General features: G+C 34.0%; 18 protein-coding genes. 4 read left to right on the top strand and 14 right to left on the bottom strand.

What is annotated here, in order from left to right; all coding sequences use genetic code 11:
- Positions 1-47 precede the first annotated feature (47 nt).
- The 12 genes from trmFO to JHK64_RS02210 form a co-directional block, all read right to left on the bottom strand.
- Positions 48-1382, bottom strand: coding sequence for a methylenetetrahydrofolate--tRNA-(uracil(54)-C(5))-methyltransferase (FADH(2)-oxidizing) TrmFO (gene trmFO / locus JHK64_RS02265; protein WP_199567384.1), 1335 nt, complete (start codon positions 1380-1382; stop codon positions 48-50).
- Positions 1383-1518: 136 nt separating this feature from the next.
- Entirely contained in the window at positions 1519-3633 is a 2115-nt protein-coding gene (gene topA, locus JHK64_RS02260) for a type I DNA topoisomerase (protein WP_199567383.1), read from the bottom strand.
- Between the two features lie 93 nt (positions 3634-3726).
- On the bottom strand, positions 3727-4569 hold the full coding sequence (gene dprA / locus JHK64_RS02255) for a DNA-processing protein DprA (RefSeq protein ID WP_199567382.1): 843 nt from the start codon (positions 4567-4569) through the stop codon (positions 3727-3729).
- A gap of 49 nt (positions 4570-4618) precedes the next feature.
- Entirely contained in the window at positions 4619-5392 is a 774-nt protein-coding gene (locus tag JHK64_RS02250) for a ribonuclease HII (RefSeq protein WP_199567381.1), read from the bottom strand.
- Positions 5379-6230, bottom strand: coding sequence for a ribosome biogenesis GTPase YlqF (gene ylqF / locus JHK64_RS02245; protein ID WP_199567380.1), 852 nt, complete (start codon positions 6228-6230; stop codon positions 5379-5381). Before ylqF ends, JHK64_RS02250 begins: the two co-directional genes overlap by 14 nt.
- 114 nt (positions 6231-6344) lie before the next feature.
- Positions 6345-6938, bottom strand: a complete 594-nt coding sequence (locus JHK64_RS02240) for a hypothetical protein (protein WP_199567379.1) — start codon at positions 6936-6938, stop codon at positions 6345-6347.
- Between the two features lie 110 nt (positions 6939-7048).
- Positions 7049-7387 carry an ATP cone domain-containing protein gene (locus JHK64_RS02235; RefSeq protein ID WP_199567378.1) on the bottom strand — a complete coding sequence of 113 codons (339 nt, stop codon included), beginning with the start codon at positions 7385-7387 and terminating at the stop codon, positions 7049-7051.
- A gap of 172 nt (positions 7388-7559) precedes the next feature.
- Entirely contained in the window at positions 7560-7871 is a 312-nt protein-coding gene (locus JHK64_RS02230) for a GNAT family N-acetyltransferase (protein WP_199567377.1), read from the bottom strand.
- The gene (locus tag JHK64_RS02225) at positions 7847-8059 is read right to left on the bottom strand and encodes a hypothetical protein (RefSeq protein ID WP_199567376.1); all 213 of its coding nucleotides are present in this window, start codon (positions 8057-8059) and stop codon (positions 7847-7849) included. Before JHK64_RS02225 ends, JHK64_RS02230 begins: the two co-directional genes overlap by 25 nt.
- Positions 8060-8130: 71 nt before the next feature.
- A complete protein-coding gene (locus JHK64_RS02220) occupies positions 8131-9207 on the bottom strand; it encodes an aspartate-semialdehyde dehydrogenase (RefSeq protein WP_199567375.1) in 1077 nt (358 codons plus the stop codon).
- Between the two features lie 274 nt (positions 9208-9481).
- Complete coding sequence (gene cls / locus JHK64_RS02215; protein ID WP_213086816.1) at positions 9482-11056, bottom strand: cardiolipin synthase; 1575 nt, start codon at positions 11054-11056, stop codon at positions 9482-9484.
- A gap of 40 nt (positions 11057-11096) precedes the next feature.
- A complete protein-coding gene (locus JHK64_RS02210) occupies positions 11097-12767 on the bottom strand; it encodes a formate--tetrahydrofolate ligase (RefSeq protein WP_199567374.1) in 1671 nt (556 codons plus the stop codon).
- 162 nt (positions 12768-12929) lie between these two features.
- Between JHK64_RS02210 and JHK64_RS02205 the strand changes: the two genes are divergently transcribed.
- From JHK64_RS02205 to JHK64_RS02190, 4 genes are all read left to right on the top strand, one after another.
- Positions 12930-13616, top strand: coding sequence for a phosphopantothenate--cysteine ligase (locus JHK64_RS02205; protein WP_199567373.1), 687 nt, complete (start codon positions 12930-12932; stop codon positions 13614-13616).
- Positions 13609-14169 (top strand): phosphopantothenoylcysteine decarboxylase, encoded by a 561-nt coding sequence (gene coaC, locus JHK64_RS02200; protein WP_199567372.1) that lies wholly within the window; start codon positions 13609-13611, stop codon positions 14167-14169. The genes JHK64_RS02205 and coaC overlap by 8 nt, the downstream gene beginning before the upstream one ends.
- Complete coding sequence (locus JHK64_RS02195; RefSeq protein ID WP_199567371.1) at positions 14159-14725, top strand: ECF transporter S component; 567 nt, start codon at positions 14159-14161, stop codon at positions 14723-14725. The genes coaC and JHK64_RS02195 overlap by 11 nt, the downstream gene beginning before the upstream one ends.
- An 82-nt stretch (positions 14726-14807) precedes the next feature.
- Complete coding sequence (locus JHK64_RS02190; protein WP_199567370.1) at positions 14808-16526, top strand: phospho-sugar mutase; 1719 nt, start codon at positions 14808-14810, stop codon at positions 16524-16526.
- Positions 16527-16563: 37 nt separating this feature from the next.
- On the opposite strand, the gene JHK64_RS02185 is transcribed toward JHK64_RS02190, so the two are convergent.
- Both JHK64_RS02185 and JHK64_RS02180 read right to left on the bottom strand, forming a co-directional pair.
- On the bottom strand, positions 16564-18285 hold the full coding sequence (locus tag JHK64_RS02185; protein WP_199567369.1) for an ABC transporter ATP-binding protein: 1722 nt from the start codon (positions 18283-18285) through the stop codon (positions 16564-16566).
- Positions 18266-20011, bottom strand: coding sequence for an ABC transporter ATP-binding protein (locus JHK64_RS02180; RefSeq protein WP_199567368.1), 1746 nt, complete (start codon positions 20009-20011; stop codon positions 18266-18268). Before JHK64_RS02180 ends, JHK64_RS02185 begins: the two co-directional genes overlap by 20 nt.
- Positions 20012-20019: the final 8 nt, after the last annotated feature.

Below are 20019 nucleotides of genomic sequence, written 5' to 3'. Positions count from 1 at the left end.
TTACAATTTTGTAAGAAAAATAAAAAACAAGGTAGATTTACCTTGTTTTAAACTGTAATAAAATTTTCTAAGTCTGAGAGGGCTCTCTCTGCTATTTTTTCATAACGCTCTTTTTTATCTCTAATTCTAGGACCATCTAGTTCTTTAATAATTCCAAAATTGACATTCATAGGTTGGAAATGTTTGCTTTCAGCATGAGTGACATAATAAGGTAAACTGCCGATAGCTGTTGTTTGAGGGAAAATCACAGCCTCTTCATTCTTGAATAATTTAGCGGCATTAATGCCAGCCACTAAACCGCTGGCTGCTGATTCGACATAGCCTTCCACTCCTGTCATTTGACCTGCAAAGAAAATATTAGGTTTTATGCGTGATCTAAAGGTTTCTTCTAATAAATTTGGGGAATCCATATAAGAGTTACGGTGCATAACACCATATCTGACGAATTCAGCATTTTCTAACCCTGGAATCATGGAAAAGACGCGTTTTTGTTCTCCCCATTTTAGGTGCGTTTGAAAACCAACAATATTAAAAAGACTTCCTGCGGTATTATCTTGTCTTAATTGGACAACTGCGTAAGGCGTCTTATATTCGCCATCACGCTTTCCTTTGTAGTCTTCTGGATATTCTAGTCCAACAGGCTTCATTGGCCCATAGAGCATGGTTTTTACACCTCGTTTAGCCATGACTTCGATTGGCATGCATCCTTCAAAGTATTTTTCTTTTTCAAAGGCATTAAGAGGTGCTTCTTCTGCTGTAGTTAGTGCATCATAAAAAGCTATAAATTCTTCTTTAGTCATTGGACAATTTAAATAAGCAGCTTCACCTTTGTCATAACGTGATTTTAAGTAGACTTTATCCATGTTTATGGTATTTTTGTCAATAATGGGAGCAGCTGCATCGTAAAAGTAAAAACCATCACCACCATTTAAGCGATGTATCTCGCTGGCTAAAGCATCAGATGTCAAAGGACCAGTTGCAATAACTGTGATAGCATCGTCTGGAATACTAGTTATTTCTTCTCGAATAACTTCAATAAGAGGGTGATTGCTAATGAGTTCAGTAACACTTTTTGAAAAACCTTCTCTATCTACTGCTAAAGCGCCACCTGCTGGTACTCTTGAATCTTCTGCAGCTTTTAAAATAACGGAGTCTAGACGACGCATTTCTTCTTTTAAAAGTCCGACCGCATTGGTTAGACTATCACCACGAAGCGAGTTAGAACAAACTAATTCAGCGAAAAAGTCGGTTTTATGTTGAGGAGTTGATTTAACCCCTCTCATTTCATAGAGTTTAACTGGAATACCTCGTTTAGCAATTTGGTAAGCTGCTTCACTTCCAGCTAAACCTGCACCAATAACATTAATATAAGATTGAGACATGACACTAATACCTCTTACTAGGTTTCCCTAGTTCAAATCTTTCTATTTTAATACTGCTATTATAACAAAATATTTTATTTTAAACGATAGTAAAAAATAAAGTTTACATAAACTTAATTATGTAAACTTAGTTTCTTTATTTAATTTTTTCTTCTTCGTAATCACAATTTTCATTACTACAAACAACTTGTTTGCCACCGCCTCTGATTTTCTTTTCAACCAGATAATCACCTGATTTAGGGCAATTTCTACCAATTGGTAAGTTCCACGAAGTGAATTCACACTCAGGGTAGCGACTGCAACCGTAGAAAATACGATTACGTTTTGTTTTTCTTTCAATGACTTGACCTTGATGACAAAGTGGACAAGTGACTCCGATTTCCTTTGTGAAAGGTTTTGTGTTGCGACAATCTGGGAAATTGCTACATGCATAAAACTTGCCATATTTACCAAGCTTAATCACCATTTCATGACCACAAACATCACAGAGAAAACCAGCAGGTTCATCTTTAATTTGAATTTTTTCAATTTCTTTTTCTGCTTTAGCGAGTTCTTTTTCAAAAGGTTTATAAAAACTATCGATAACTTTCTGCCATTGCTCCTTACCAATTTCGATTTGGTCGAGTTTTTCTTCCATTTCAGCTGTAAAAGTCACATCAACAATATCTGGGAAGAATTCAACAATTAAACGATTAACAATTTCACCAAGTTCTGTCGGTTCAAATCGTTTGGCAGAGAGTTTAACATAGTAACGCTTCTGAATGGTTTCTAGTGTTGGTGCATAGGTAGATGGTCTACCAACTCCGTTTTCTTCTAGGGTTTTAATCAAGGTTGCCTCAGAAAATCTTGCTGGTGGTTGCGTGAAATGTTGTTCAGGGTTAACTGAAACCTTTTTGACGACATCTTTTTCAGCCATTTCTGGAAGCATTTTGCTTTTATCAGAATCATTATAGACCGCTAAGTAACCATCAAATTTAACTTGGCTACCATTTGCAACAAACATAACGCCATTTTGTGAAAGACTGACTTTTACAGTGTCAAAGACAGCCGGTTTCATTTGACTAGCAACAAAACGATTCCAAATGAGAGTATAAAGTTTTAATTGGTCTTTGTCTAAGTATTTTGCAATGCTTTCTGGCGTGTGTGTGACGCTTGATGGACGAATAGCTTCATGGGCATCTTGAGCACTGCTGGCATTTTTTACTTTTTGGCTATGTTTAGAATATTGACTACCAAAACGTTCTGTAATTAATTTAGCCGCTTCTTCTTGTGCAACTGGACTAATACGTGTTGAATCGGTACGCATATAAGTGATTAACCCTTGATGACCAGCAGGACCAAGACTAAGTCCTTCATAAAGCTGTTGTGCTACCATCATTGTTTTACGCGTTCTAAAGTTAATCTTGTTGGCTGCATCTTGTTGAAGAGATGAGGTTGTATAAGGCATGGGAGCATTTCTTCTTCTCTCTTTTTTCTCAACTTTATCAACAACAAAGTCATTACCTTTAAGGCGTTTTAAGACATTTTTGACAGTATCATTATCTTTAAGTTTTAATTTATCGCCATCAAGTCCATAAAAATTGGCTTGAAACTTTTTAGTTCCTTTTTTAAAAACACCATCAATGGTCCAGTACTCTTCAGGAATAAATGCTTTTATTTCATTTTCACGATCAATAATCAGTTTTAAAGCGATGGACTGAACACGTCCTGCCGACAATCCTTTTTTGACTTTTTTCCAAAGAATTGGAGAAATAGAGTAACCAACAATACGGTCAAGAACTCTTCTGGCTTGCTGTGCGTCAACCAAGTCCATATCAATTTCTCTAGGCTCAATGAAAGCATTTTTAACAGCCTCTTTGGTCACTTCGTTAAAGACGACGCGATTTTTATCGCCTTCTTTTAAGTCGAGAATATGGGCTAAATGCCAAGAGATTGCTTCTCCCTCGCGGTCCGGGTCACTTGCTAGATAGACTTTTTTGGCATTTTTGGCTTCTTTTTTGAGAGAATTGATTAAGGGGCCTTTTCCGCGAATATTAATGTATTGTGGTTCATAGTTGTTATCAAAGTCGATTGACATGCTTGATTTCTTCAAATCACGAATGTGTCCGACACTGGCTACCACTTTATATTGTCGTCCAAGGTACTTTTCAATTGTTTTTGCTTTAGCAGGAGATTCGACAATGACTAAATTCTTTTTAGCCGTTGATTTTTTCTTCCCTGTTTTCTTTTTTGTTTTTAATGTTGTAGGCATACTAGACTTCCTTATTTTTTATCAGCAACTAGCATGATAACCCTTTTTTTAGCACCTGTCAATAAAAAAAGTTTTTCTATAGGAAAACAGCTTTTAATTTTGATACTCTAAAATCACATCTAAGCCTGATGTAATGCATTTTGCACCTTCTTTTATTAGTCTATGACAACCTTCAGATTTACCATCCAAAATATTACCTGGTACGGCAAACACATCACGTCCTTCTTCCATTGCTCTTTCGCAAGTGATGAGACTGCCAGAACGTAATTTCGCCTCGATAACGATGACTCCTTGGCTAAGTCCTGCAATAATTCTATTTCGTTCTGGGAAATGATAACGCAAAGGTTGGGTTTTTGGTTCATATTCAGAAATAATCAAATGATTTTTAGCAAAATACTCTTGTAACAACTCATTTTCCTTTGGATAATAGACATCCAAACCTGTCCCTATAACGGCTATTGTTTTTCCACCATTTTTTAATATTGACAAATGAGCAGCCGTGTCAATCCCTTTAGCCAGTCCGCTAACAATGACAAAGCGATTACCAAGTTCAGAAATAATTTTTCTAACAGCCTTAATTCCTTTTTGACTAGCCATCCTAGCGCCTACTACTGCTATTTTTGGGTGAGAAAGTAATTCTATGTTTCCTTGATAAAATAATAAAACAGGGGGATTGTGGCTATTTTTTAGAGCTTCTGGATAGTGGTCATCAAGAATTGATAATGTTGAAAATTGATAAAAATATTTTTTTAATTTTTGATGGTCAAGTGACTTATAAGCTTGTATAAACTGACTTGGTATTTTCACACCTGAAATCACAGCTATATTTTTTAGTGATAATTTCTCATCGTGTTTTTTTCGATAATCAAGTAGATTTAACAGATGTCGATTTGTTAGTCCTGCTTTTTTCAATTTAAATAGTTCAAAATTATTCATATTCACCTCTCAACTGACTATTCGAAAAAACCAGCCAAAAAGACTGGTTTTAAAATGATTTATTAACCATTGATTTAATGGGTTCAAATGTTTGACGATGTATAGGTGTTATGCCATAAGCTTTTAAGGCATCCAAATGTTTTTTGGTACCATAGCCCGCATTGCTATTAAAATCATATAGAGGGTACTGACTGTGATAGTCATTCATTAGCTGATCTCTTGTTACCTTGGCAACAATTGAGGCTGCAGCAATCGATAAACTTTTGCTATCACCTTTGATAATTGCTTCTTGTGGGATATCACAATCGAGGGTCATAGCATCAATTAAAAGAAAATCAGGGGTGATCTCTAATTTTGAAACAGCGTCAAGCATGGCTAACTTACTAGCTTGGTAAATATTGATATCGTCAATAGCTTTGTTATCAATAATCCCAATTCCAACCGCTAAAGCACTTTCCATCACTCTCTGATAAATAGAATGGTGTTTCTTTTTAGGGATTTTTTTACTATCATTCAATCCTGCTATTAAAGTGTTTTCAGGTAAAATAACCGCTGCTGCAACAACTGGGCCAGCTAAGGGACCACGCCCTACTTCATCAATACCACAAATAAGAGAAAACCCTTTTTGATAGAGATTTCTCTCATAAGAAAGCATCTGTTCAAGCCGTTTTAATTCATTTTTTTGTTGTCTTATTTCTTTTTTTCGCTTTTTGAGGAGGTTTTGGACACCAATTCGCTCATCATCTAGAAATTGTTGGAAGTTTGAGTCATCAATGCTATTAACATTTGCCAAAAGTGATTTAATTTCCTTAATTGTTAGCATCGATTTCCTCAATTCTATCAAGAGTATAAGTTCCCAAACGACCATCTCTGACTTCTTTAACAAATAGGTTATAAAATCTATCGTAGTCCTCGCGATAGCCAAGTTTTTTAGTCATTGTCATAATGATGTCTGGTGCTTCATCTTCTAATGAAATACCCTTGAAGCGGTCTTTCAAGCGTTTAGGATAATGTGTTTTAAAAAAATCAAGTCCAAAAATAGTGACCTCATCCATAGGGAGCAACGTATCTTTTATAGCTCCTGTTAATGCTAATTTAAGACCAATCAAATCGTCTTCAAATTTTGGCCATAAAATACCAGGTGTGTCTAAAATTTCTAACTCTTTATTTGATTTCAACCATTGTTGCCCCTTGGTGACGCCAGGTTTGTTACCTACAACTGCTATTTTCTTTCCAGCTAAACGATTCATTAAAGTTGATTTTCCAGCATTTGGAATTCCAACAATCATGGTTCTCAAGGTTTCTTTTTGAATGCCTCGTTCTTTTAAATGAACAATTTTATCAGCCATCAATTTTTTTGCAGCTTCAGTCACTTTTTTAACGGTTGCTTGCTCTTTTGAATTAATAGCTAGAGTTGTGATGCCTTGTTTTTCAAAATAATGTCGCCATTCTTTAGTTTTGACTGGATCAGCTAAATCAGCTTTATTTAAAATTAATAATTTAGGTTTGTCCCCTATTATTTTTGACAACATAGGATTTTGACTTGAAAAAGGCAGTCTAGCATCGACTAAAATTGTTACAAAATCGACAAATTTGATATTTTCTTGCACTTGTCTCCTAGCTTTTGACATATGGCCAGGAAACCATTGAATAGTTGCCATAAAATTTTTTCCTTTCACTTTTACGAGACGTTTATTTATCTATTTTATCACAATTTATCTGCTAAACGACAACTAAAGAAAAATCATTAGAATTTTCTAATGATTTTTAATACGTTATTTTGTTGTGCTAAAACTATCTAGGATATTAACCCAATAGGTATTAACAAAGTCTTCAGAACCTTCAATACCAAAGAAATAAATGGTACCATCGTGTTCAAAAAGATTAACTGAGAGGACTTCCCCTGTTTTATAGGTAGCTACATTTTGATAGACTTTATCTTGGAAATCATCATAATGGTAAAGTTCTAATGTTTCTAAATCTTTATCTTCTTTAAGATATCCAGCAATATTATCTGCAGCAGTTTCTGCTGTAAACGCTTCTTTTTCTTCTTTTGTAAGGTTAGATATATCAATAGTATTTAGAGTAATAATATATTTTCCTGTAACATCAGAATACTGTACATCATCACCGTCTGGATTATTTATATCTGTGAAAGTAACAAAATCTTCCGGAATATTGTAGTAACCAACGCGTTCATCACCAGCTTTTTGAGTTAGTTTAAGTGCCTTTTTAGTGATTTTTTCAGAAATATTTTCTTCTTTCTTAGAGAGAACTTCGTCAATTATATCAGATTCTTTGTTGTTTGAACAACCAAATAATCCTACAATTCCAACTGTAACTATAATAGCTAAAAAAATTTTTTTCATGAGAAATCCTTTCTTTTAAAAAAATCTTTAAAAACATCATATAAAAATATATTCTTTACCTTTATTTCCATTGTAACGTAAAAACCCTTGTCTGACAAGGGTTTAAGTTTTTATAATATTTGTTCAAATCTTAAGTGAACATTAATATGATCTTCATAACCGTTTCTTTCAAGGTCACGTTGTAAACGATAGGCAATATAGCGTTCAGCAATCTTAATGTAACCTGCTTCAATTAAGCGATTTTCAACTAAAGATTGTATCATATTGATGGTAGGACGTTCTACTTGTGCTTCTTCTAAGTCTATCACGACTTTTTTAGTGACTTGAGCCAATTTTTGTCGTAATTCTTCATCCAAAACATACACTGTTTGCGCTGCTTTTAAAATAGCTTGATAAATTTTATCTGGGTTAAAATCAGTAACTTGTCCATTGCGTTTGATAATTTGCATAGAAACCTCTTTTCTATTCGTAAGGAAAGGTATTTGTTATTAATATTATCTAGGTCTTAAGTGATTTTGTCAAGTTATATTGTTTGTTTTGTGATAAATAAACTCATTTTAAAGATTAATTAGAAATAATTAAAAAAAATCATATATCAGTTTGATTCTTTAAAGTAACATTTTATACACTTCTCACATAGCGGCATTGATTTCCTTGAGTACTATCTAGCCAGTTTGGAATGATTTCAACCAGATTAAAGCCCATTTTCTCATAGAAAGGAATTCCCATCTGATTATTTTCAACTACAAAAGTAGTTTGTTTGCTAATAGCATAATGTTCTTTTTGATAACTTGTATAACCATTTAAAAGATTTTTTCCGATACCTTTTTGTTTAAACTCAGGATGAACATATAAAACATAAATATAGCCATTGTTATCCTCACAAGCACCACAAATACATCCTAATATCATGCCATCTTTTTCAGCAACCATATAACCATTAAAGGTTTGATTTTTGTAGACACTTCTTCATAAAGTCTTTTTTCATTAAAGAATTCACTAATCATACGTTTGATAAAGTCTTTAGAGTAAAGTTCTTTATAAGTGATTTTCAAGGCTTTTATTAATAGCTCTTTTATTTCTAACACATCGTCTGGTGTTGCAAATCTGACAGTTAGCATATTAACTCTCCTTTTTAACCATAGTTGTATTATTTCTATTATATCAAAAAAGATGGCTGAGCCATCTTTAACTAAATTAATTCAAATAAGAGTTCTTTTGTTGGGTGAACAAGTCCTTGTTCATGTAAGCTCTCAGCAATCTGTACTGAATTCCATGCGGCACCTTTTAAGAGGTTATCAGAAACCACCCACATGTGAATACCGTTTTCAATGTCAAGGTCACGCCGAATACGACCAACAAATGTTTCTGTTTTATCAACAGCAGTAATGGCTTGAGGATAAATTTGTTCTGCCGGATTATCTTCTAAAACAGTACCAGGAAATTCTGAAATGGCTTTTTTAACAGCTTCAATATCTGCTACTTCTTTTGTTTCAATATAAACTGACTCCGAGTGAGCTGTCAAAACAGGAACACGAACACAGGTTGCTGATACTTTAATGGCATCATCTTCCATGATTTTCTTTGTTTCCTTAGTCATTTTCATCTCTTCATAAGTATAGTCATTGTCAGTGAAGAGATCAATTTGTGGCAGGGCATTAAAAGCAATTGGATAGTGTTTCTTATCACCACCTGATGGTAGGATATTTGCTTCTACTTCAGTTACGGCTGTCCCTTCATTAATCACGTCACTAATTTGCTTTTTAGCCTCTTCAACTGCTTGTGCACCAGCACCTGATACAGCTTGATAGGTTGAAACGATAATACGCTCAAGTCCCCATTCTTGTCTAATGGGTTCTAATGCCATCATCATTTGAATCGTTGAACAGTTAGGACAAGCAATAATGCCATGATGGTCATTAAGGGCATGTGCATTAACCTCGGGGACAATTAAAGGAACATCAGGATTTTGACGATAATGAGAAGTGTTATCAATCACAACTGCTCCTGCTTTAACCGCATAAGGTGCGAATTTTGCAGAGGTTTTACCACCAGCAGAGAAAAGGGCAATATCGACACCTTCAAACGAGTTTTCAGTTGTTTCTTCAACAGAAATGGATTGATCCTTAAATAAAAAAGTTTTACCAACAGAACGCTTTGATGCTAATAATCTTAAATTCTTGACAGGTAAACTTGATTTTTCAAGCATTTTAATCATTTGTTGTCCTACAGCACCTGTAGCACCGACAATTGCAACGTTGTAAGCCATATTATTCCTCGTTCATTTCTTTTTAGATATTATTGTTCTATCATACTATTTTTTTACGATTTTGAATAGTTTTTTAATAAAAAATCCCTCTCCAAATGGAAAGGGATTAAGGGCACTTTATCAGTGTGAAAAGACGGTTCACACATCCTTTCAAAGTCCGCTCCTGCGTTAATGACTTCCCTGCGCAAAAATGGTTTCGAAAAACCATTATCGACTCATCGCATAAAGTGATTATATCCTATTTTTGCAAAATTGTAAAGAAAACTACTTATTTCTACAAAAGTGGTGCAATTAATTTGATGATAAAGCCAGCTCCTCTTATTAAAATATTTTCACCTTTTAGAGACTCAATTGTCACTTCCTTGCTTTTACTGAGTGTTTTTTGAAAATCATCTTCAATAGCACTAATACTTTTAGTTTGATACATGTATGTAGCACATTCAAAATGATGATAAAGACTTCGGTAATCAAGATTAATGCTTCCCACTACTGCTTTATTATTATCACTAACAAAGTTCTTAGCATGGACAAAACCAGGTGTGAATTGGTAAATCTTAACACCTGAATCAATCAAAGATGGAAAATAGCGTTTGGCTAAAGTATATGGGATTTTTTTGTCGGGAATACCAGGAACAATTATTTTGACATCAACGCCTCGTTCTGCAGCAAATTTTAAGGCGTGTTCAAGTTCACTATCAAGAATAAGATAAGGAGTCATAATATGAACATATTCATTGGCATTATTTAAAATATCAATGTAGACGTTCTCGCCAACTTTTTCATTATCTAGTGGTGAATCAGCATAAGGAATAACATAACCTTGATTGCAGTTACTATTTGATTTGTTGGGTAATAAGTATTTTTTGATATCATCAGTTTTATCGTAAGTTGCCCACATTTGTAAAAACATTAAGGTGTAAGAGCTAACAGCTTCTCCCTTTACCATGATTGCTGAATCTTTCCAGTAACCATATTTATTGACAAGATTGATGTATTCATCAGCCAAATTGACACCACCATTAAAAGCAACATGATTATCAATAACTAAAATTTTACGATGATCTCTATAATTATAGTAAGTTGATAAAAATGGTGATATTGGTGCAAATGCACGCGCTTTGATACCAATTTTTTCTAATCGATTTTTATAGTCAGGTGATAAAGTTGAATACTCAATCATACCGTCATACATGACTCTAACTTCAACACCTTCTTTGACTTTTTCTTCAAGGATAGCTAAGATTTCACCCCACATGGTTCCTTCATCGATGATAAAATATTCCAAGAAGATAAAGTTTTTTGCCTTTTGTAATTCTTCTTTTAAGGCGATAAATTTTTTCATTCCACTAGAAAAATAAGTGATGTCAGGATTTTTATAAATGGGATAGCCACCACGTCTGTTAAGATATTTTGCTAGATTGTAGGTAATAAGATGCTCTTTTTTTAATTCAGTCAAAATATCTGATTTTTGGTGGAAATAGGGAGACACTTCTAAAATCGATTCTTTGATGCGTTTTTTAAGTTCTCGATAACCCAAATCATTTTTTGTATAAATAAGAAACATGGTTCCTGGTATTGGAAAAGGAAAAATAACTAAAAGCCAAGTGATAATGGAAGTTGTATCCATCTTGCTATTGACAAGAAAAATAACAGATCCTGCAATAACAATGGACTCAATAATCTTTAGAGGAATACGAAAATCTTCTAGTTTAAGGAAAAAGAAATTAATAAGAATAATTTGTAGAATGATGAGAACAAGAAAGAGCGTTAAACGGCTAAAAATACCTCTAAAAATACCTCTTTTACTTTTATTAAGTAATTTAACGACAGTATTTTTTTGACTGCTCATTACTTTCTCCTCTCTCATTATTAAAATATTTTATAAACGTTTAAAACAACCCTAGTGCAACACCATCATCAGTAACATCCATATTTAAAGCAGCAGGCTGTTTAGGTAATCCAGGCATGGTTAAAACATCTCCTGTTAATGCAACAATAAATCCTGCACCGATTTTAGGAACAAATTCTCTAATGGTTATTTCAAAGTCTGTTGGTGCACCAAGAAGACTTGGATTGTCAGAGAAACTATATTGTGTTTTAGCCATACAGATTGGTAAGTTATCCCAGCCATTTTGTTTGAGTTCATTTATCTGAGTTTTAGCCTTGGCTGAAAAAGTGACTGACTTGCCACCGTAAATATTAGTGACAATCTTAGTTACTTTTTCTTCAATAGTGTCAGAAATGTCATAAAGCTCTTGATATTGATTAGGCTGTTTGTCAATTAAATTAACAACAGTATTGGCTAAAGCAACTCCTCCTTTTCCACCATCAGCCCATACTGTTGCTAACTCAACAGGGACATCAATCTTTTGACAGAGGTTTTTTAATGTTTCAATTTCTTTTTCGGTGTCTGACACAAAACGGTTAATGGCCACAATAACAGGTACACCGTATTGACGCATATTATTAACATGACGCTCTAAGTTAGCAAAACCTTGAGTAAGGGCTTTGATATTTTCTTTTTCTAAGTCTGTTTTTGGGACCCCTCCATGCATTTTCAAGGCACGAAGTGTGGCAACTACAACAATAGCATCTGGTGCTTTAGGGAGTTGTGGTACTTTGATATCTAGGAATTTTTCAGCTCCGAGGTCTGCTCCAAATCCTGCTTCTGTAACGGTATAATCCGCTAAACGAAGTGCTGTTGAAGTTGCTAAAACAGAGTTACAACCATGTGCAATGTTTGCAAAAGGACCGCCATGAACAAAGGCTGGTGTACCATATATGGTTTGTACGAGATTTGGTTTTAAAGCGTCTTTTAGGATTAGAGTCAAGGCACCTTCTACTTTTAAATCACTAACAGAAACAGGTGTTTTATCTGATTTGTAGCCAATCACAATTCTACCCAATCTTGCTTTTAAATCAGAAAGGTCAGTTGCCAAACATAAAATGGCCATAATTTCACTGGCTACGGTAATGTCAAAACCATCTTCTCTTGGAACTCCGTTAAATGGGCTTCCTAGACCAACAATGACTTTTCTAAGCGCACGATCATTTAAGTCCACAACACGTTTCCAAATAATGCGACGTTGGTCTATACCAAGTTCATTACCTTGTTGCAAGTGATTGTCGATTAGAGAAGATAGCGCATTGTTAGCTGTAGTGATAGCGTGCATGTCTCCAGTAAAATGCAGATTGATATCTTCCATTGGCAGAACTTGAGCATAACCTCCACCTGTTGCACCTCCTTTGACTCCCATAACTGGACCCATTGATGGTTCACGAAGCGCAATCATTGTTTTCTTACCAATTTGACTAAGAGCATCTGCTAGACCAATCGTAATCGTTGATTTTCCCTCTCCTGCTGGAGTAGGATTGATAGCAGTGACTAAAATAAGTTTTCCTAGTGGATTTGATTTAACGGCATTAATTTTATCAAATGATAATTTTGCCTTATAATTACCATAAAGTTCAACATCATCAGGTGAGATATTAACTTTATTGATAATATCAACAATAGGTTTTAAGGGGGTGCTTTGAGCGATTTGGATATCAGTTTGCATAGAAGGCTCCTCTTTTATTTTATAATATTAGTATACCAAAACCCCTACAAAAATACATGTTTTTATTTAAAATAAGCTATTGTTCATCTAGTTTTTTAAAATATATTGAAATGCCAGTAACAAATCATTTACCTAATGTCTTTTTTTGTGTAAAATACTCTTATGAGAATTTTAGTTACTTCTGGTGGCACCAGCGAAAAAATTGATAATGTGCGTAGTATTACTAACCACGCGACAGGAACCTTAGGTAAGGTCATTACTGAGGAATTGTTAAGTAAAGGTGAGTCAGTCACTTTAGTGACGACAAAATCTAGTGTGAGACCTAGCTCACATTCGCATTTAAGCATTGTTGAAATAAATGATGTCGCAAATCTCATTGAAACTCTTGAACCTCTTGTTAAGACACATGATGTCTTGATTCATAGTATGGCAGTTTCAGATTATACACCTGTTTTTATGACTGATTTTGAAAAAGTTAAAAATGCTGAACAGCTAGAACTCTTTTTAGAACAAAAAAACACTGAAACTAAGATTTCTTCAGATAGTGATTATCAAGTGTTATTTTTAAAGAAAACACCAAAGGTGATTAGTTTAGTCAAACAATGGAATCCTTCTATTCGCTTAATTGGCTTTAAATTATTAGTTGATGTCTCAAAAGATGAATTGATAGAAACCGCTAAAAAAAGCTTAGTGACAAACCAAGCTGACTATATTCTAGCCAATGATTTAAGTGAAATCACTTCTCTTACTCATCATGCCTACCTAGTATCAGAAACAGAAATATATGAAGCTGATACAAAAAAAGAAATCTCTCAATTAATTTATGAAAGGGTGATAAAAAATGCCTAAGGGTCTTTATCCAACAATTACATTAGCAGTTACTGGTAGTATTTCAGCCTATAAGGCTGCTGATTTAATTAGTACACTTAAAAAACGTGGTTACAATATTCAAGTCTTAATGACTGAAAAAGCTACTCATTTTATTACACCATTAACTTTACAAGTCCTGTCTGGTAATCCTGTTCATTTAGATATCATGGCTGAAGATGATCCAAGATTTGTCAATCACATTCAATTGGGGAAACAAACTGATTTATTGCTTGTTGCACCTGCTAGTGCTAATACGATTGCAAAATTAGCTAATGGCTTGGCTGATAATATTGTAACTGGAACCATACTTGCTCTTCCTTTAAATGTTCCAAGATTATTTGCCCCTGCAATGAATACAAAAATGTATGAACATCCTGTCACTCAGAAAAATTTAAAAACGCTAAAAGAATTTGGTTTTCAAGAAATCCCACCTAAATCATCACTACTAGCTTGTGGTGATGTTGGAAAAGGTGCTTTAGCTGATATAGATACTATTATTACAAAAGTAGAGGAGTATTTTAATGAGAAATAAAAACCAATCACAATCTATCGCAACCATTGCTATCTTTTTTGCTGTTATGCTTGTGATTCATTTATTGAGTTCTTTTATTTTTAACTGGTTGCCACTTCCCATTAAGCCAACACTAGTTCATATCCCAGTTATTATTGCTTCTATTATTTATGGTCCCAAAACTGGTGGAATATTGGGTGGTCTGATGGGTCTTATGAGTGTCATAACTAATACGATTATTATATTACCCACAAGCTACTTATTTTCACCCTTTGTGCCAAATGGTAATTTTTCTTCATTCGTAATCGCTATTCTACCTCGTGTTTTAATTGGTATTTTTCCATATTTCGTATATAAAATATTGAAAAATAAAGTAGGCCTTCTTCTTGCAGGAGGAATTGGATCTTTAACTAATACAATTTTTGTTCTAACTGGTATTTTTCTTTTATTTTCATCTGTTTATGATGGTAATATTCAAAAATTACTAGCAACTGTTATTTCAAGCAATTCTATCGCTGAATTAATCATTGCTTCATTCATGACAAGTATCATTGTACCAAGGATAGAAAAAATCTAAAAAATCTCACGGGTAACCGTGATTTTTAATTTTAAACATGATATAATTAAAGCGCTTAAGTATTTAGAAAGAGGTAAAAAACATGACCTATACTGATAATTTTAAGAAATGGTTAAATGAACCAAATCTTCCCAAATATTTACATGATGAATTGCTTTCAATGGATGAAAAAGCAAAGGAAGATGCTTTTTATACTAATCTTGAATTTGGGACAGCTGGTATGAGAGCTTTAATTGGTGCTGGTACTAACCGTATTAATATCTTTGTTGTTCGTCAAGCAACTGAAGGACTGGCTCAACTCATTGAAGAAAAGGGACCAGAAGCCAAAAAACGTGGTGTGGCTATTGCTTATGATTCTAGACACTTTTCTCCAGAATTCGCAAAAGATGCAGCCAGTGTTTTGGCACATCATGGTATCAAATCTTACCTTTTTGAAAGCCTTCGTCCAACACCAGAATTGTCTTTTGCGGTTCGTCATTTAAATGCCTTTGCAGGAATTATGATTACAGCAAGCCACAATCCAGCTCCTTTTAATGGTTATAAGGTATACGGGGAAGATGGCGGGCAAATGCCACCAGCTGATGCTGATGCTTTAACAAACTTTATTCGTGCTATTGACAATCCTTTTAAAATTGCTATAGCAGATTTTGAAGCTCAAAAAGACAGTGGACTCATTCAAATCATCGCTGAGGATGTTGATAGTGAATACCTTAAAGAAGTTAAATCAGTTACTATTAATCAAAAACTCATTGATGATTATGGCAAAGACATGAAAATTGTCTATACGCCACTTCATGGTACTGGTGAAATGCTTGCACGTCGCGCTTTAGCACAAGCTGGTTTTGAATCCGTTGCAGTTGTTGAAAGTCAAGCAACTGCTGATCCTGAATTTTCAACTGTCAAATCACCAAATCCTGAAAGCCAAGCTGCTTTTGCTCTTGCGGAGGAACTTGGTCGTGACATTGGTGCAGATGTTTTGATTGCAACAGATCCAGATGCTGATCGTCTAGGTGTTGAAATTCGTTTACCTGATGGCACTTATCAAAACTTATCTGGTAATCAAATTGGCGCTATTATGGCAAAATATATTCTAGAAGCACATAAACAGGCTGGCACTTTACCTGCTAATGCTGCTCTTGCTAAATCAATTGTTTCCACTGAATTGGTAACTAAAATTGCTGAAAGCTACAATGCGACTATGTTTAATGTGTTAACTGGCTTTAAGTTTATTGCTGAAAAAATCCAAGAATTTGAAGATTTCGGCAAATTTACGTATATGTTTGGTTTTGAAGAAAGTTTTGGTTACCTTGTCAAACCATTTGTACGTGATAAAGATGCCATTCAAGCGGTTTTATTGATTGCAGAAATTGCTGCTTATTATCGTTCAAGAGGCTTAACGCTTTCAGATGGTATTTCTGAAATCTATCAAGAATATGGCTACTTCTCAGAAAAAACAATTTCAATGGAACTTTCTGGTGTTGATGGCACTAGTCAAATTAAGGCGATTATGAGTAAGTTCCGCGATAGTGCACCAAGTAGCTTTAATCAAACTACAATTGTAAAAGTAGAAGATTTCAAAAAACAAACAGCTACTGATAGTGAAGGTAACGTAACTTCTCTTTCTACTCCTCCAAGTGATGTTTTAAAATACACTCTAGCAGATGATTCTTGGTTTGCCGTTAGACCTTCTGGTACGGAACCAAAAATTAAATTCTATATTGCTACTGTTGGTGATACACTTGAAGACTCTCAAGCAAAAATTGATGCCATTGAAAAAGAAATCAATCAATTTATCAAATAACAAAAAAGGATTTGAAGCTAGCTTCAAATCCTTTTTATTAGTAACTCTGATACATCTCATAATAAAGACCTTTTTGTGTCATTAATTTTTGGTGATTTCCTGATTCTATCAGTTTGCCATCTTTTAAGACGATAATATTGTCAGCTTTCATAATGGTTGACAGTCGGTGGGCAATAATGATACTTGTTTTGCCAGCCATTAATTTTTGTAATGCATTTTGTACTAACATCTCTGTATTAGCATCTATTGATGACGTTGCCTCGTCAAGTATTAGTAATTCAGGAGCTTTTAAAAAAACTCTTGCAATACTAATCAACTGTTTTTGACCTTCAGACAAACTTGTTTGCGATTCATCTAATAAGGTATCATAGCCATTGGGTAATTGCTGAATGAAGTGATCTGCGTTTGCTAATTTGGCTGCCTTTTCAACAAAAACTCTGTCACTATCTGGATAGGCGTACGAAATATTATCAAAAACACTTGCTTTTTTTAACCAAGTTGTTTGAGAGACCATTCCAATGTTTTGATAAAAATCTGCTGTGTCTAATGCTTGAATAGCTGTGTCACCAATTAGTATTCTACCACTATCAGGAGAATAAAAACGCATTAATAAGTTAATTAGCGTTGTTTTACCGGAACCAGTTGGTCCCACTATGGCAACAGTTTCCCCTGGATTAATACTAAACGAGATATCTTTTAAAATCTTGTGACCTTTTTGATAGGAAAAATTGATGTTTTCAAATGTAATTCTTTCCTTGGCATTGAAAGCTTTATTGTTTTTATTATCCAAAATCTTTACATCCTTTTTGCTATCAATGAGTTCATAAAGACGTTCAGCACAAGCTAAAGCACTTTGCAATTCTGATAAAACACTAGAAATATCATTAAATGGTTTACTATATTGCTTGGCATAATTTAAAAAAGTAACCAATTGACCAAGAGATATAGTCCCATTCAAAATTCTCAAAGCGCCAACACCAATCAAAAGAGCGTAAATAAGACTATTTAAGAATCTTGTCACTGGATTAACTGTTGAAGAATAAAAGGTTGCTTTTTGAGATGCCAGAGTATAGTCATCTAAACGTTGATCAAAACGTTTTAAAAATTTATTTTTTGCATTAAATAATTGAATTAAGGATTTTTGTCTAACCACTTCTTCAATTAATTGACTTTCTTTTTTTCTCGCAAGTAATTGCTTTTGATAAAAAAGATAACTTTTTTTCCCAATATAATTGGCAACAAGTAATGTAAGCGGTGTTAAAAATAAAACCATTGCTAGCATCACGGCATCTAAATTTGCCATTGAAAAAATGAGAAAAACAAGTGTCAATATACCTGTCAAAAATTGTTCAAATACCAGTAGCAATCCATTTGTTAATTGTTCAATATCTGTTGTCGCACGACTGATTAAATCACCAGTTGAATAGTTATCTAAAATCGAGATGGGCAATTGATGAAGGCATGTCAATAATTCATCTCTTAATTTTTTTCCATAATGAAATACCATTTTTTGAGCGATTAAACCTGATAACCACAAAAACAAGGCATGTTCCAGAATAACAAAGAGCATTTTGAAAAGAAGATTGACTAGTTTTTGAGTATCGTTTTGTTGGCCAATCACATCAACTGCTTCTCCTATTAAGACGGGAAGATAGACGGTCAAAAAGACATGAAGTATGGAAACAATTACTAATCCTATCAAACTAAAAGGTGTCTGTAAAAAAGAATGAAACAATCGACTAATTGTAATCTTTTTCATTATACTCACCTCCCTTTTTTTGCGTTTGATAAATAGCTTGGTAATAAGGATTTTTTTCTAATAGCTCTTCATGACTCCCAAATCCAACCTGATTGCCATTATCTAAGACTAAGATTTTATGACAGCGGCTGATAACATGATAATGCTGAGAAACAATAATCATATTTTGAACAAAAGATAAGTGATGAAGTGCATCTAGCACTTTTTTTTCAGTTAAATAATCCAAGGAGGAGGTTGGATTATCTAAAAATAGAAAAGGTTTTCTTGAAACTAAACTTCTTGCAAGCGTTAAACGTTGTTTTTGACCCCCAGAATAATTGTGGCCATATTGTTCCACGGAACTATCTAATTTAAGAGGTTTTTTCTCGATAAATTCTCTCGCTTGTGCGATAGTAAGTGCCTGCCATAATTCTTCGTCCTTTAATGGACTAGTGTGACCCAATTCAAGATTATCTCTTATGCTACCTTCAAATAACTGTGGTACTTGAGGTGATAAACTAACCCATTTTGAGAATTCTTCCAGTGTTTTTGGTGTTTTATTTTGATAATAAAGTCCAACTTGTCCTTGGCTTGGACGTAAAAGGCCGGCTAAAAGATGAAGTAATGTGCTTTTACCAGAACTAGTACCTCCAATTATGCCCAGTGTTTCATGAGGTTTCAATGAAAACTGAATTTTGTTAATAGCCATTTTTTGAGAATTTGGATAGGAATAACTAACAGCATTAACGATTAGAGAATTCTCGTCAGCTTTTGGCGATAATAAGTCATCCAATGACTTATTATTTCTTTCTTCGAGGTTTAGCAAATCAAGTAATCTACGAGAACTGACGAAAGATTGATTGACAGCTGAAACCAGGGTCGTTAATTTCACAGTTTCAATTAAAATCTGAAGCAGATAGTTAATCAAAGCTACTACTATCCCAACACTCAGCTGATTGGTCAGTATAGCAAGATGTCCTTGCCAAATAATAATGATTAAGGTGATGTTAATAATAGTAAACGTTAAAGGATTAAGTAAACTAGTAAGATAAGTAGCTTTAATCTGTTGCTGAAAGTTTTCGTCCGTTTGATTTTTGAAAAAATGAAGTTCTTTATCCGTTTTGTGATAGGAACGAATGACGCGCATACCTGTCACTTGCTCAGTTATCAATGATGTCATACGATCAAGAGTACTTTTTACTTTTTGATATATAGGGACTAAAAAACGAGATATCAAAAAAATAATAAACAGTAGCCCTAATAGCATTATCAAAAATTCAAAGGCAATCATTCTATTCATTGAAAAGGCTAGCATTAAGGAACCAATAATAATAACAGGTGCTCTTAAAAACAATCTTAAGAAGAGATTGATACCAATTTGAATGTAGAGCGTATCATTTAACAGACGAGAAATAAGTTCCCCTGAACTGATAGATGACTCCGTGTAGGAAAGTGCAAGTATTTTTTCAAACAAAGCTGCACTGAGATTTTTAGAATAGTGTGTTGCTACTTTTGAAGAATAATATTGCGCAATCACAGCAACTAAAATATTAAAAAAAGCAAGCAAAAAGAGAATAATAATCATCAATAATAGAAGATTATTATTCTTGCTTGGAATGATATCATCAATAATAATAGCAAGGATTAAAGGCACAGCTAACTCAAATACAGCTTCTAACAATTTGAGCAAAGGGGCAAGGATAGCCTCTTTTATATTGCCTTCAAAATACTTAAATAGAATTTTCATACTAGTAT

Source organism: Streptococcus zalophi, assembly GCF_016481285.1.
GTDB classification, from domain to species: domain Bacteria; phylum Bacillota; class Bacilli; order Lactobacillales; family Streptococcaceae; genus Streptococcus; species Streptococcus zalophi.
This window is presented reverse-complemented; position numbering and strand designations above follow the sequence as displayed.